We start from the raw sequence: 15,587 nt of genomic DNA on the forward strand, positions 1-15,587 counted from the left end.
ATTTCCGGACGGCCTTTTTTTATGTGCTTAGGGCTTCGCAGATAAAGCTTTCAACATTCCGTTGAAGATAAAACCATGGAAGGGTAGAACAGAATACCAGTAGAGCCTGCCGAGCACACCTAGCGGCCGAAAAGTTGCCGTTTGGATGAGGATGTCCTGTTCATCCAATCTGAATTCCAGCCATGCTTCACCCGGTAGCTTCATTTCGGCATAGAGTAACAGTCGTTTTTCTTCCTTGTTCGCTACCAATACCCTCCAGAAATCCAGCGCATCTCCCGCCACTACATCGGACGCACTCTTCCTGCCCCTCCTCATGCCTACTCCTCCCAAAAGTTGATCCATAAATCCTCTGATTTCCCATAACCAGTCGCCATAGTACCAGCCGGTTTTCCCACCTATAGCCCAGATTTTTCGAAGCGTCAAGTCCCTGTCTATTACCTTTTGTTTACGTTCGTCTATAAAGCAACCCTGGCGAGGAACCTGAATATAATGGGAGAGACCACCTTTAAGGATATTGCTAGATTGCGCGTCCTTCCAGCTGGAGATCACTTGATTTTGTTCTATTTTATCAAATGCCAGTTTGATAGAGTGGTCATATCCTATCAGGTTTATTCCCAGCATTTCGGCCAATTGGTTTGGTTGACATATTACTTCCACTTTCATGCTATTAACCAGGTTACGGGCCAGGGAATAGGAGGTGGAGGTGACGAAATACAGCCAGTAAGAAGATATTTTAGGCGTCATAACGGGGACCACCCAAATATGCCGATCTAGACCTCTGATTGCCGAAAATCGCAGTAACATTTCTTTATAAGTAAGGATATCGGGGCCTCCTATATCATAACTCTTATGGAAAGAATCTTCTCTACCCATAATGGCATAAAGAAATTCTAATACATTTCGAATGGCAATTGGTTGACATCGGGTTTCCAGCCAGCGAGGGGCTATCATAATGGGAAGTTTTTCCACGAGATCCCTAATAATTTCAAATGAAGCACTTCCTGAACCGACAATGATCCCGGCTCTTAGGGTGGTCAAGGGAGTGTCCCCACCTCCCAGTATGGTTTCTACCTGTTTTCGGGAAGTGAGGTGTCGGGAAAGTGTTGATTCATTTACGATACCGCTTAAATATATGATTTGTGAAGCCTTTGTCGATGCTATGCCTTTACAAAAATTTTTGGCACAGGTTTCTTCCATTTCCATAAAATCACCCGAACTGGTAGACATGGAATGGATAAGATAAAAAGCAATCTGAATATCTCGTGGGATGAGCTCCATCTGCTCCGACTTTAAAAAGTCTATCTCTAGCACCTGAATAGCATGTTGAGGGAAACTGTGATGGAATCGGCTTTCATCTCTGACACAGCATACTACCTGATGACCATTTTCTATTAATACCGGCAATAAGCGTTGGGCAATATATCCGGTTACCCCAGTTAGTAATATTTTCACGATAGTCCATTTTACGGATGAGCGAGACAAAGGGCTTTCCTTTATAATTGGACCTATAATATACCAAGATTATCTGCTATAATCCGAAAACCGGATTTGAAGAATGTAAGGAATTGGGAAGAATCTAAATATTCTATTTGTATTATTTTATTATCTAGATGAAAAAATCTCGAGTTAATAGTAAAATTAATTGTATTTTATTTATATCCGAGAGAGCACATAGCGATTCTGCACTTAGCCTTTTATTCTGTACTTCTCAGGTTGACAGTTCTGCATTCTGTCGTTATAATCGAAAGTATGATTAATTTTATGCGCAGGTTCCAACCATTTCAGTTGATAGGGGTACTGAAAGGAAGTGCATACAATAAAGTGCAGGGCAGAATGCTATCGAAAGACGGGATAGGTTCTCAGGTTTATGGAGTAAAATATGGAAAAGAAAAAATGGATGGTAAAGGTGGCTCGAGGGCTTAGAAGAGTCGGAGGAGTCTTTCGTAAGCAATACCCTGTTGCCATATGCTGTATAATTAAGGATGAGAATCAATATTTGCAAGAGTGGATGGCTTTCCATATGGCTATAGGGGTCAGCCATTTCTTCTTATACGATAACGATAGTAAGGTTCCCATAGCACAGACCGTTCAAGAGTTGGGCTATTCCAGTTTTGCAACCATAACCGTCCTTCCGGGAGCTCAGCAGCAAGTACCAGCCTATGCCCATTGTCTACATTATTTTGGGCATAAGGCTAAGTGGATCGCTTTTATCGATACTGATGAGTTTATAGTACCAAAGACCACGGACAATCTCCCCGAATTTCTGATGCAGTATATTAAGTTTGGAGGGTTAGGTGTGAATTGGCTGGTATTTGGCTCTTCTGGCTTTTTGAAAAGACCTAGCGGGCTGCAGCTGTACAACTTTGTCAAGTGCTCGGATGATCGTTTTGAGCCCAATCGACATATAAAAAGTATTGTTCAGCCGCGGTATGTAAAGGCTGCCTACCAACCTCATTATTTTCACTATAAGAAAAATAAATTTTGCGTGAATGAGAATGGCCTTCCCATTGCTGATTTTCAGTCCGATGTATCCACAAAAAAAATACAAATTAATCATTATTATTGTCGCTCCCTGGAAGAGTACAGGCAAAAGATAGAAAGGGGTAGGAGTGATGTAGACGAACCGCGACTCATGGATGCGTTTCACGCTCACGACAGGGATGCCAATGTTACCTCAGATCGAACGATTATTGATTTATGGAATCGACTGAATGTAACTGTCGAAATTTAAAGGGTTATTATATTCCCAGAATTCTTAATTAGGCTGAATATCAGTTATTTGAGTATAGGACTCTTACTGATATTAAAATGTATAAAAAGTATTAAGCATTTTACATATAAAAAAAGGTAATAACATTTAGAAATATTATAAAGTACATACAGTATAATACATAATAAAAGTATATTATGCTAAAGTTCTAGGTTTAATTTTAAAAAAAAAGCGGATCTGCTGGTGAGCGATCCGCTTTTTTTGAATGGCATAATGCAGTTCCTGGCTTATTTGACGACCTTCAGTTTACCCTGCATCAGGGTGTAATGACCTGGGAAAGTACAGACATATTGATAGTCTCCAGGGGTAGTGGGAGCTACAAAATAAATGGCTTCTGATTTTTCCGGTTCAACAATAAAAGTGTGATAAAGCACATCCGGACTATCGGGAACATAGCCCATTTCAGACCCCTTCAGTCCTAAACCGAGGCCGGCCTCCCCCACGGCGTTGGCCTTGCCAGGGAGGGTGATCACCAGATTGTGCAGCATATCGTCGTTATTATTGAAGACGAGCTTAATCTTACTACCAGCTTTTACTTGCAACTCTGAAGTGTCAAATTTCAGCCCTGGAATGGTGCCTAATGTTATTACCTGATCGGGGCCTTTTTTCCAGTTGGCAGGCTGGTTAATAATTCTTTTGGCCATATCAGGAGCAGCACCCATATCACTCCCCGTTGCGTGTTGGCTATGATCCATTTTAGGGGCAGCCGTCACAGTAGTAGTATATTGGCTTGGATTACTGGGATTGCCTTTGGCAATTTCGTTAAGGGTATAATAGGCTTTCGGATGGAGAAGATTCAGGCCTTTAGATTGGAGGCCTTCCGCTTTGATTTCGTGGATATAACCTTTCTTAAGCTCCTCAGGTGCTACAACCAGTCGTACCTTCATACCATCTTCTGAAACTATTATTCCCTTCAGGGCCAGGTTTGCCGCGTTAATAATAGGGCTTCCGTAGGTATGGTGATATTTATAAGTAAAGCTGTTAATTTCGTAGGAAGCTGGGTCGGTGGCCGTTTTCTTATCTATAGGCATGGTGAAAGTGATGTCGAATCCATCGGGCGTAGAGCGGACATGTTGCATTTCAAAGGGCATTTCTCCCGTCCATACGAGTCTTTGTATTCCATAAGGTTGTTTTCCCGTAGCTGCCCAACCCCGACTGGTCTGACCTACAAACATGGATCCGTCAAGTCCCCATTCCATCCGTAATATTCCTGACATAAATCCCTCCCGGAAAGGGAACACGGCTCCCTGCCACACGCCATTGACTTTTTCCATGTCTACACGTGTGATGATGCTATGGCCTTGATCTCCGACAAACACCTGACCTTTAAAAGGGCCAAACTGGCCATTGGTAACATCCTCTTTAAAGTCGGAGGTTGAGATTCCTACAAGGGTATGCGGAAACCAGACAGCGGGGGGCTTCAATCCAGTGACCGTCTGAGCGACGTCGTATAGGGGTTGACCCGTATCGGGAATGTCTTCGGGTTTCAATTTAACGGGTGACTCTGGTTCCTCACTCCAGCGTAAACCTGCCGGGTTACCGGCAAAATCCCCTTTGGCTAGGTGCGTCATACGGCCCGAACCCACCCAGTCGCCTTGGTTTTCGGTATAAAATATGTCGCCCTGAACCGACCCGAATCCTGAAGGAGAACGAAGCCCTGTTGCCCAAGGGGTTAGCTTTCCGTCTTCACTCAATTTTAGTAACCATCCTCTCCATTTGGATTGACTGGCTCCATGACCGATCCAATCCAAATTTAGCGTAACAAGCATCTCGCCGTTTGGCATTCGGACCGGACCATAAGAGTATTGATGGTAGTTCCCCGATAATGGCCATTGGGTAAAGGAATCGTAAACGTCAGCCACTCCGTCTCCATCGCTATCTGCAAGGCGGGTGACTTCGCCCCTTTGGCTAACCAGGAAATCTTTTTCTCGGAACAAAAGACCTAAGGGTTCATGAAGGCCGGACGCAAAGCGTTGAAAGCTAGGTTTTCCATCTCCTTTTAAATATGGATTATTAATCATCCAGACTTCACCTCTTCGCGTGGAAGCAGCTAGCCTTCCGTCAGGAAGTACAGCAAGACCACCCACTTCCATTTTAATATCTTCGGGTATAGGAATAGTAACCAGTCGATAGTAATCTTCTTCCGTTTTAAGGGTGCTCTGTCCTTGAGCGGTACAAAAGGTAAAAACAGTTAGCGCACCGAATATTATTTTTTTCATCTCTTAAGGTTCAATTTCGTATGGTATTTAAATCAACATGCTTGGTGGAGGAGGTTACCAAAATATTTTATAACTGGCATCTCCGACCAGTGGAATGATTAGCTCCTGACCATCCATGTTCTTTCTTATCACGGGCTTAATTGGCTTTTTAATTTCAATGTAATATTGACCATCAATTTGATATAGCCCTTTTTCTACTTCAATAATATTCTTGGATTGAGCTAGTAACACATACAGAGGGTTAGATCGTGTGGTAGAGCTGGTAATCGTTCTAAAAAGTCCATCCCCACGGCTAATAATCTGGTCAGTAACCGGGTGACCGGCTACGCTATAGCGAAACCGTGGATTTCCCGATGCGTCCAAATGGTATCCCAGAAAACGGATATCAGAAGAGTCGGGCCATACACTGTTATCGTCCTTAAGATTCGCCACAGAACTTTTTCCGGAAAGCAATACCTTCATTCCAGCAGGCTCCAAAAGTTGAGGCTCACCTCTCTCATACCACATTTCTGTTACATTGGCAAAGGGGCCCTTCCATGCTTGTAATAATGCTCCACGGTCTAGGTCTATGCTATAATTCCAACCCTGAGGGCCACCAACAGAAATGCATTTTGTTCTTTTTGCCTTTTCTTCAGGCAATAATATAAATGACCGAATCATCTCAGGTCTTTCACCAGGATTAACCTCCATATAGGGTTTAGGAGCTGGCTGAGGAAGGGAGGATAATGCCGTTAGTGGGTAACTTCTGATACCTGCTTTGCGTACTTCCAAGCCCAGGGCAGGGCCACGCCATGGAAAGCGGGCATAGTAAAGTTTAAAATCGTGCATTCCTGTACTTAAGTCAACTGTTCCAGTTACTACATCCTGAGACGAGCTAGCCTGGGAATTAATCACAGGCTTGCCATCAATTTCCAGACGGAAAGCAGGTCCATTATAGCGGGAGGAAAATGTATATTCCCCTGCATCGGTCACCTGCATTTTTCCGGAATAATTGAGGTGGAAATTCTTTAAACCCGATGCAACCTCTTGGGTCAATATCTGAGTTTTACCTTCCTTCTCCAGTTTTTCTCGGCTTGGTGAATCCCAGTTGTCGCCGTATACCTGATAGGAGAGCTCCAGAAGTGATAGTGTCTGCTTGTCTACCAATAATTGATAACCCATGTTTCTGAAGGCTATGGTCCCAGTATGTACCTCAAAGCCGATTGGACCTGTTTCATCTTCAGTTTTATGGGGAATATAAACCGCTTCGGAAACCATTACCCCATTAATCTTTAGGGTGTTGATTCGGGAGGTATTAGGGAGGTTGTCCAGATTGGCATCATAAGTAAGTTCGAGCTTTTGCCAAAGTCCTGGCGCTTTTGCTGCGTTCTGAGTGGGGAAGATACTGCTAAACCCAATGGTAGTTGCGGCTATTTGATTCTGCAGATAACTATCTGACAATAAAATGGTTGCACCTCCCGGTAGGGTAAGGGTGCCTTGGGCCCCAGGTGAAAGCATAAATTCGAACTCCAGACTTAAATCACTAGCCTGAAGCTTCGTATTCAGTGCCTTGCCTGGGCTACCGATTAGCGTACCACTGCCATTGATAAGTTTTACCTTGGCCCCATTCTTGGGTAAAACGGACATATCTTGCTTAATAGACCAGTTGGCCGGTGCCTGCTGAAAAGCACCTAAGTCTGTCAGATTTAATGGAATGTAACGCTCGCCTTGACCCAGGGCCACCAGCGGACCGGCTAAGAGCAGGCAGGATAGATTTTTAAAGATTGAATGCATTTTGTATATTAAGTGTACTGTTTACATTTAAAGACGAAATAAGTCAAATATTTACTTAAATATCCAATAAAATGTCGGATATCTTCTGTGATTTATTTGAAATCTACAGATCATTCTAATCTAACTATCCATTATTGGTTTAGCAAATACCATTTGACTGAGGCTTACATAAAAAAATCCGCTCCATTATAGAGCGGATTCCAAGTAATAATCTTTCTTAATATTTTCTATTAATGAGCTTCCAACCAATTGCTGCCGATGCCTATTCCCGTCTCCATCTTTACGGGAAGGGGGATGGCCATTCGCATCAGTTCGTCGACCTTACCTTTAAGCAAATCGATCTCATCTAGATGCACTTCAAATACGAGTTCATCATGAACCTGCAAAATCATTCGCGATTTTAGTTTTTCCGTCCGCAGGAATTGCTGAATCTGAATCATGGCCACCTTAATCATATCAGCGGCCGAACCTTGAATCGGTGCATTGATGGCATTTCTTTCCGCATATCCTCGGTTAGTAGCATTACGGGAGTTAATATCGGCTAAATAGCGACGGCGACCTAAGATTGTTTCTACATAGCCATGCTCCCTGGCTTGATTGATAATGCGATCCATATAGGCTTTGACCGCTGGGAATTCTTCAAAATACGCATCGATGATAGAGGCGGCTTCTGAGCGGGGGATGGCCAGTCGCTGGCTAAGTCCAAAAGCAGAAATACCATATATAATTCCAAAATTCACCATTTTAGCCTTTCTTCGCATATCGCTAGTAACCTCTTCTAGACTTACTTTAAAGACCTTGCTGGCTGTAGTGGCATGGATATCTCGGCCTTGATTAAAGGCTTCAATCATACTAGCATCTTCGCTAAAAGCCGCCATAATACGCAGCTCTATTTGCGAATAATCGGCCGAAAGGATTTGATATTGTTCATTTGACGAGATAAATGCCTTTCTGATCTCTCTACCCCTTACAGTACGGATGGGAATATTTTGAAGGTTAGGATTAGTAGAGCTCAATCGACCCGTGGCGGCAACAGCCTGATTGTAGGAGGTATGAATTCGACCTGTTCTCTGATTCACCAGAGCGGGCAGAGCATCCACATAGGTCGATTTTAGCTTTTGTAGTTCGCGGTAATCCAGTATTTTACGAGCTATCTCATGTTCGGTTTCAAGGTCCGATAGTATATCTTCCCCGGTAGCGTACTGTCCCGTTTTAGTTTTTTTGGGCTTAGCGACGAGTTTCATTTTATCGAAAAGAACCTCGCCAAGCTGCTTAGGGGAGTTTATATTGAAGCTAACACCAGCAGCTTCAAATATCTCGGATTCCGCTGCCTTCAAATCTTCCTCCAGCGTTTTAGACATATCAGCCAATGCAGTCAGGTCAACCCGAACCCCACAATATTCCATTTCGGCTAATACCTCTAATAAAGGCATTTCTACATCTTGGAATAGTTTATGAGCATTAAATTTTGGAAGCTCTTTTTCAAATACTTGATAGAGCTGGTAGGTAATATCTGCATCTTCCCCTGCATACTGACTAATCTCCTGAAGCGGAACATCCCGCATATTGCCTTGTTTTACTCCTTTTTTGCCAATTAGTTCAGTAATTGAAACAGGAGTGTAATGCAAATAGGTCTCGGCTAGAATATCCATGCCGTGGCGTTTATCTGGCTCCAACAAATAATGTGCGAGCATTGTATCGAAGAGCGCTCCCTTTACTTCAAGACCGTATGTCTTTAAAACCAGGATATCAAATTTGATATTCTGACCAATTTTACCTATTTGATCATTTTCAAATACTGGTTTAAAAATGGAAAGTATGCGTTTTGCTTCGACTCTGTCGGCAGGAACAGGTATATAAAAAGCCTCACCAGCCTGATAGCTAAATGACATTCCTACCAGTTCCGCATCCTGTGTTTCTAAGGAAGTGGTTTCCGTATCAAAACAAAATCTCACCTGTAAACTTAAATAATGGGCCAGGCTCTCCATTAATTCATCTGTGTCAACGGTATGATAGCGATGCGCAGTCCCCTCAATGGTTTTGAGAGGGCCATGCTCGGTTTCAGACTGTGATTCCGAAGGTATAGTTGGAAGCGTTGAATGGGGGAGTGTTGCTTCCTTGGGCGCTCCGCTTTCCGCAGGGCCACCAAAGAGATCCAGTTGCCCTTTTTTCTCTGCTGCCATCTGCTTTTGAGTAGGGGGTGGCAAGGTGGTTTGCCCTCCAAGCACACGATTCTTTAGGGTTTTGAATTCTAATTCATCAAACAGAGCGATTATTTTGGCACTATCTGGATCGCAGACTGTGAGGTCTTCGGCATCAAAGGGGACGGGAACCTTGGTATCAATGGTCGCCAATTGCTTACTCAGCAGGGCCTGTTCTTTATTTTCCCTGACCTTTTCTCCTAACTTTCCTTTGATTTCGTGCGCATTTTCCAGAATGGACTCCACACTTCCATACTGTTGAATAAGTTTTTGGGCTGTTTTTTCACCCACTCCCGGAATACCTGGAATATTGTCTACGGCATCGCCCATCAAGCCCAGTATATCAACTACCTGATCGATCCTTTCAATTTTCCATCGCTCCAGAACCTCGTTGACTCCTAGAACTTCGGCTGGTTTGCCCATAAAGGCCGGTTTGTAGATATGAACATACTTTTCTACCAACTGTCCATAATCCTTATCGGGGGTCATCATATAAACCTCAAACCCTTCCCTTGAAGCTTCTTTAGCAATGGTACCTATAATATCGTCTGCCTCAAAACCATCTAAAATCAGGATAGGGATACACATAGCTTCCAATAATTGCTTGACAATTGGGATGGCAACTGTTATATCTTCCGGTTGCGCTTCGCGCTGGGCTTTATAAGCTTCGTACTGTACATGTCGGAAAGTAGGTGCAGAAGTATCAAATGCCACGCCTATATGGGTTGGTTTCTCCTTTTGCAGAACTTCTAAAAGAGTATTAGTAAAACCAAATACTGCACTGGTATTTAGTCCTTTGGAAGTGATACGGGGAGCCTTGATGAAAGCAAAGTGGGCACGATAAATGAGTGCCATTGCGTCAAGCAGGAAGAGCTTGTTTGCGGGTCTGTCCATTTTCTGTTTCGTCTATTAAGTCCCAAATATAGGGTTTGTTTATTGTTTGTCATGAAGTGTTGGTTGGATATCTCTACTCTGCCCGATCTATTCTTAAGGTATGTTTAATAGATAGACCAGAGTGCTACGGTAAATTAGATTAGTAAGTATAAAAAGTACTTTAAGTATTATATGAACCATAAGTTTAGTACTTATTACTATAGCAACACGTTTTATAAGTATAATATGTATTGATATATTAATAAGTATAATTTGCTATATACGCTTTATATGAATTCAGATTTGAGGCTTTCTTATGAATTATACCTATGAATGAAAAGGAGCATTGGGTTCTGGTTAGGCCAAATAAACTTATAATAGTATAATACTTATAAAAAGTAAATAATGTATGATCAATTAGCTGATCGTTTTGATGATAAGAATATATATTAAACGTATTAAAAGTATATAATATATAGATATGATGTAAAGGTCATATTATGAGATGATTACAGAGAATAAGTATCCTGTATGTACCATACGTATATTACTTTTTATATAAATGATAAGTATTAAAAGTATAGTAATAATAAAATAAAAAATATGTTATAAAAGAAACAAATAAAAAAGAACATATTAAAAGTAATAAAAGGTAATAATTTCTGATAATTCATTATAAAAGAGTCTGGTTTGTGAGCAATTTGATAGATTTGCAATTAAAATCTTAAATTTTATACCTTGAAAAAAACGATAATATGGCCACAGATAAGCCCACCTATGGCCAATAAGAAGGACTACGATTCAGGCTACCATGGAGATATTAGAAATGATGAGTACTACTGGATGGCCGATTTCTTTAGGAAGGGGCCCGACAGCACCGAGGTTATTACTTACTTGGAAGCAGAGAATGACTATACGGAAGCCATGATGGCGGATACGAAATCATGGCAGGACACGCTTTTTAAGGAGATGAAAGGAAGAATAAAGGAGAAGGATGAATCTGTACCGGTATTTAAAAATGGGTATTACTATTATGTCCGGAGTGAGGAAGGTCAGCAGTATTTTAAATATTGCCGCAAACAGGGGAGTCTGGAGGCAGAGGAAGAGCTTTTGTTGGATGTGGATCAAATGGCACTGGGGCATTCCTATTATTCGGTATCTGGTTTCAATGTGAGTCCCGACAATGAGTTGCTGGCTTTCGGAGTCGATGCTCAATCGCGGAGGGAATACACTTTATATATCAAAAATTTAAGAACGGGAGAAATGTATCCAGAGGCTATTTTTCCTACTTCTGGCGATTCAGTTTGGGCAAATGATAGTAAAACATTGTTCTATACCGAAAAAAATCAGCAGACCTTACTGAGTGAAAAAATAAAATCCCATGTGCTTGGAGATAATCCTGCAGCCGATCGGGTTGTATATCATGAAAAAGATCCAAGCAATTATATTGGCGTTGGCAAGAGTCGTTCTGAACAATTTATTTTCATTGCCTCGTCAGCAACCTTGTCCTCGGAATATCGCTACTTAAATGCCGATACACCAGAAGCACCTTTCGAGTTATTTCAGGAACGGATGCCAGAGGTATTATACGAAGTAGATCATTATGAAGATCAGTTTTTGATCCTGACAAACCTGAAGGCTCAAAATTTCAGACTGATGTCCACTCCACTCAATCAGACAGGTGTGAGCAGCTGGAGCGAACTCATTGCCCATCGTCCCGATGTTCTGATAGAAGAAATCGATGTATTTAAGGACTACTGGATTTTAAGTGAGCGCAAGAATGGGTTAGTCCAGCTTAGAGTTCGAGAGCTTAAGTCCAACACGGAACATTATGTAGACTTTGGCGAACCTGCATATACGGCGTACCTAGGGGCAAATCCGGATTACAATGCCTCGCAGGTGCGCTATATTTATACCTCATTAACGACTCCAAGCTCTGTTTATGACTATGATATAATTAGCCGGGAGCGATATTTAATTAAGCAGCAGGAAGTGATCGGGGGATATGACCCCACCTTATATGTAACAGAACGGCTGATTGCGTCTTCGTCAGATGGTACTGAGGTGCCCATTTCCATTGTATATCGGCTAGGTTTTAAAAAGGACGGCCATTCCCCATTATTACTTTATGGTTATGGCTCTTACGGCCATAGTCTGGACGCTAGTTTTAGTTCTAATCGCCTTTCATTATTAGACCGAGGCTTTGCCTTTGCCATTGCACACGTTCGGGGAGGACAGGAAATGGGGCGACAGTGGTATGAATCGGGAAGGCTCTTCCAGAAACGCAACACCTTTACGGATTTCATAGCCTGCGCCGAATATCTAATTCAGGAAGGATATTCCTCACCTGCTCATCTGTATGCTGAGGGAGGTAGTGCCGGAGGCTTGTTAATTGGTGCGGTGGCCAATATGCGCCCCGAATTATGGAATGGCTTGATTGCGGATGTGCCCTTCGTGGATGTGGTGACTACGATGCTCGACGAAAGTATACCACTTACCACGAATGAATTTGATGAATGGGGAAATCCAAAAGACCCGGAGGCCTATACGTATATGAAAAGTTATTCACCCTACGATAATGTGAAGGCCCAGGACTATCCTCATATGCTAATAACTACAGGACTTCACGATAGCCAGGTACAATATTTTGAGCCTGCAAAGTGGGTGGCCCGACTTAGAACCTTGAAAACAGATAGGCATGTATTATTGCTTAAAACTAATATGGAAGCAGGGCATGGTGGGGCCTCAGGACGGTTCGACTATCTCAAAGAGATCGCCTTACAGTATGCATTTCTCTTTAAACTTGAAAATAAGTCCATTTCGTAATAATAGTGCATACTAAAAGCTATATACTTTTAAAAAATATAAAATATATTAGATGTAAAATTACTAAGTTACTTATAATCAGCAAAGTATAATTTTCAGTGGCTCAGTGAATCAGATTAAATGCGCTAAATAGATGATATGTCTTATACATTCAAATAGTATAAAAAGTATTATATAAACTTTCCATATTAATCATAAAGATCATTCCTGACTTTTTGTATTAATTAAAAGAATAAAAAAAACGCCGGATCAGCGATCCGGCGTTTTTCAATAATTATTCAGTTATTAACAGCAGGTAAATGCCATCATAATTTGGCAATGGCTGATTCCAAATCGGCAATGATATCATCGATATGCTCTATGCCTACCGACAGTCGAAGTCCTGTTGGCTTAACTCCTGCGGCTAACTGTTCCTCCTCCGATAATTGAGAGTGGGTGGTTGATGCAGGATGGATAATTAAGGTTTTGGCATCTCCCACATTAGCAACATTACTGATCATGCTAAGACCATTTACGAGTTTCTCCGCAGTGTGTTTGTCCCCTTTTAAGGTGAAAGAAAGTACACCGCCATAGCCACGGGTCAGATACTTGCCAGCCAGTGCATGGTATTGATTATCGGCCAGGCCCGGATAATTTACGCTTTCCACTGAGGAATGTCCCTGTAAGTACTTGGCTAATTTAAGTGCATTTTCACAGGTACGCTCTACCCGCAAGGAAAGGGTTTCCAACCCTTGCAGGAACATAAATGAATTGAAGGGGGATAGGGCAGCACCCCAGTCACGCAGACCCTCTACACGAGCTCGAATGATAAACTGAATGTTGCCAAAGGGGCCGTTCATTCCAAATACATCATTAAATACCAAACCATGGTAGGAGGCTGAAGGCTCGGTGAACTGAGGGTATTTTCCATTGCCCCAGTTAAATGTGCCCGCGTCTACAATTACTCCTCCGATAGAAGTACCATGTCCTCCGATCCATTTTGTGGCCGATTCCACAACGACGTGAGCTCCGTGTTTAATTGGCTGGCAAATAGCACCTCCAGCACCGAAGGTATTGTCAACTATAAGAGGGAGATCGTATTTAGCTGCAAGTGCGGCAAAGGCCTCAAAATCGGGGACACTGAAACCTGGATTGCCTATTGTTTCGAGGTAAATTAATTTGGTTTTCTCGTCGATCAGCTTTTCAAAACTTGCCACGTCATCTCCATTCGCAAAACGAGCCTCAACGCCAATATTTTTAAAAGAATTTTTAAACTGGTTAAAGGTGCCGCCATACAGAAATGAGGTTGTAACGAAATTATCACCAACGGTGGTGATGTTATTAATGGCAAGAAACTGGGCTGAATGTCCCGAGGCCGTTGCCAGGGCAGCTACACCTCCTTCTAGGGCTGCAATACGTTTTTCAAATACATCCGTAGTAGGATTCATGATCCGCGTATAGATATTTCCGAACTCCTTTAAGGCAAACAGATTGGCAGCATGCTCTGAATTATTAAAAACATAGGAGGTGGTTTGATACAATGGAACTGCACGGGAATTGGTCGTGGGATCTACTTCCTGACCGGCGTGCAATTGTAAGGTTTCAAAATTCATGGTGGTACCTATTAAAATATGTTGGGATTAATACAATGTAAAGCATAGACTATGTAGACTTTACTTTTGTCAAATGTACGGAATTCGCAATTATAGTGTAAATTATCAAACCAGAGGTTGATTTAAAAATAATTTATCAAAAATACGTGCTCAATCTTTTTTATGGGCTCAGCTGCTGTCTCAATGCTTTGTGTCTACACGAAGGACATGGCTATAACCTGAGCTTACGGAAATCTCAGTTGTATAAATTCAGCATAATATATCTATAAAGTATTAATAGTTAATGTTTTAGGTGACTTTTAGCCGGAGAGCTTTATATCTCTGTCAAATTGAACGTACTATATATACGTTAAAGTCTGGCCTCAATTTGGCCCAGGACAAGCCTTACCTGCTCCTTTAATTCCTCAGGTTCTATTATAGTTGCGTTCATTCCTAACATCAGGTACCATCGGCCAAACTCTTTGATATCGGGGGTTAAGAATGTCATCTGAAACTTATCCGCTATGAGCTGTTCCGAAATAAAACCATAATAATATTTCCGATCCATAATATAATTGGCGACGTGCTTCTCGACCTGTAAGACGACCTTGGTGAGTTTATTTCCAGACATGCTATGTCTCTTTAAAAACTCGGCCAGGGGAGCGTGCTGGAGGTCGAAATGCTGATCGGTAGCTTTGGCCTGCTGTATACGATCGGCTCTGAAATTACGGTATTCTCCTCGTAAATGGCAGTAGGCGATGGTATACCACCTATTATTTTCATGGTATATGCCCACAGGTTCTATCTTCCGCTCCGTAGATACATCTGTACTTATAGCCCAGTAGATTATTTGAAGTACTTTTTTTTCATGAATACTTTCCAAAATGGGATCTAAGAAGCTGGTTTTTTGGGAATGTTTAGGTTCTTGAAAGTTGTTAACCATCACGTGCTCGGCAAGGTTTTCTATCATATCTTTTTCCTGGCCCTTAAGTACTGCCTTGATCTTGAACATGGCAGAGCGATAGTTGTCCCCAATTGCCGAATCGGTAAACTTTTCGACTAATTTTTCGGCAGCGATAAAACTTCGGGCTTCCTCGCGGGTGAACATTACTGGGGGTAGTCTGTAACCTTCTAATAGGGAGTATCCTATCCCGGCTTCGCTAACTAGTGGCACCCCGGCTTCTGCCAAAGAGTTCATATCCCGGTAAACGGTGCGTAAACTTATATCGAATCGATCAGCAAGCTCCTGGGCCTTCACAATCTTTTTAGACTGAAGTTGAATCAGAATGGCCGTTATTCTGTCAAAGCGATTCATTTTAATTTCTAATGCTGACTATATTGGGAAATATTAAAG

Annotated in this window: 9 protein-coding genes; 3 read left to right on the plus strand and 6 right to left on the minus strand. The window is 42.1% G+C overall.

Annotated features, from left to right (window positions below; all coding sequences use genetic code 11):
• Positions 1–27: 27 nt before the first annotated feature.
• The gene (locus X939_RS0101860) at positions 28–1,452 is read right to left on the minus strand and encodes an SDR family oxidoreductase (protein ID WP_025761566.1); all 1,425 of its coding nucleotides are present in this window, start codon (positions 1,450–1,452) and stop codon (positions 28–30) included.
• A 309-nt stretch (positions 1,453–1,761) separates the two neighbouring features.
• On the opposite strand from X939_RS0101860, the gene X939_RS23550 reads away from it, so the two are divergent.
• Together X939_RS23550 and X939_RS0101870 are read left to right on the plus strand one after the other, a co-directional pair.
• Positions 1,762–1,923 (plus strand): hypothetical protein, encoded by a 162-nt coding sequence (locus X939_RS23550; protein WP_157493011.1) that lies wholly within the window; start codon positions 1,762–1,764, stop codon positions 1,921–1,923.
• Entirely contained in the window at positions 1,880–2,731 is an 852-nt protein-coding gene (locus X939_RS0101870) for a glycosyltransferase family 2 protein (protein ID WP_084299278.1), read from the plus strand. Before X939_RS23550 ends, X939_RS0101870 begins: the two co-directional genes overlap by 44 nt.
• Before the next feature lie 266 nt (positions 2,732–2,997).
• Here the strand turns inward: X939_RS0101870 and X939_RS0101875 are convergent, their stop codons facing one another.
• From X939_RS0101875 to polA, 3 genes are all read right to left on the minus strand, one after another.
• Positions 2,998–4,989 carry a plastocyanin/azurin family copper-binding protein gene (locus X939_RS0101875; RefSeq protein WP_025761568.1) on the minus strand — a complete coding sequence of 664 codons (1,992 nt, stop codon included), beginning with the start codon at positions 4,987–4,989 and terminating at the stop codon, positions 2,998–3,000.
• Between the two features lie 54 nt (positions 4,990–5,043).
• Positions 5,044–6,762: a 3-keto-alpha-glucoside-1,2-lyase-like domain-containing protein gene (locus X939_RS0101880; protein ID WP_025761569.1), complete on the minus strand. Its 1,719-nt coding sequence runs from the start codon at positions 6,760–6,762 to the stop codon at positions 5,044–5,046.
• Positions 6,763–6,992: 230 nt separating this feature from the next.
• Complete coding sequence (gene polA / locus X939_RS0101885; protein WP_025761570.1) at positions 6,993–9,857, minus strand: DNA polymerase I; 2,865 nt, start codon at positions 9,855–9,857, stop codon at positions 6,993–6,995.
• A gap of 717 nt (positions 9,858–10,574) precedes the next feature.
• Here polA and X939_RS0101890 point away from each other — a divergent pair.
• Positions 10,575–12,662 (plus strand): S9 family peptidase, encoded by a 2,088-nt coding sequence (locus X939_RS0101890; RefSeq protein ID WP_025761571.1) that lies wholly within the window; start codon positions 10,575–10,577, stop codon positions 12,660–12,662.
• Between the two features lie 305 nt (positions 12,663–12,967).
• Here the strand turns inward: X939_RS0101890 and X939_RS0101895 are convergent, their stop codons facing one another.
• Entirely contained in the window at positions 12,968–14,254 is a 1,287-nt protein-coding gene (locus tag X939_RS0101895) for an O-acetylhomoserine aminocarboxypropyltransferase/cysteine synthase family protein (protein ID WP_025761572.1), read from the minus strand.
• A 349-nt stretch (positions 14,255–14,603) separates the two neighbouring features.
• Positions 14,604–15,548, minus strand: a complete 945-nt coding sequence (locus X939_RS0101900; protein ID WP_025761573.1) for a helix-turn-helix transcriptional regulator — start codon at positions 15,546–15,548, stop codon at positions 14,604–14,606.
• Positions 15,549–15,587 lie beyond the last annotated feature (39 nt).

The organism is Dyadobacter tibetensis Y620-1 (assembly GCF_000566685.1).
Classification (GTDB): domain Bacteria; phylum Bacteroidota; class Bacteroidia; order Cytophagales; family Spirosomataceae; genus Dyadobacter; species Dyadobacter tibetensis.

Excerpts from the sequence above, each read along its gene's own strand:
- X939_RS23550 (WP_157493011.1), top strand. The coding sequence starts at position 1,762 with ATGCGCAGGTTCCAACCATTTCAGTTGATAGGGGTACTGAAAGGAAGT.
- X939_RS0101870 (WP_084299278.1), top strand. The coding sequence starts at position 1,880 with ATGGAAAAGAAAAAATGGATGGTAAAGGTGGCTCGAGGGCTTAGAAGA.
- X939_RS0101875 (WP_025761568.1), bottom strand. The coding sequence starts at position 4,989 with ATGAAAAAAATAATATTCGGTGCGCTAACTGTTTTTACCTTTTGTACC.
- X939_RS0101880 (WP_025761569.1), bottom strand. The coding sequence starts at position 6,762 with ATGCATTCAATCTTTAAAAATCTATCCTGCCTGCTCTTAGCCGGTCCG.
- polA (WP_025761570.1), bottom strand. The coding sequence starts at position 9,857 with ATGGACAGACCCGCAAACAAGCTCTTCCTGCTTGACGCAATGGCACTC.
- X939_RS0101895 (WP_025761572.1), bottom strand. The coding sequence starts at position 14,254 with ATGAATTTTGAAACCTTACAATTGCACGCCGGTCAGGAAGTAGATCCC.
- X939_RS0101900 (WP_025761573.1), bottom strand. The coding sequence starts at position 15,548 with ATGAATCGCTTTGACAGAATAACGGCCATTCTGATTCAACTTCAGTCT.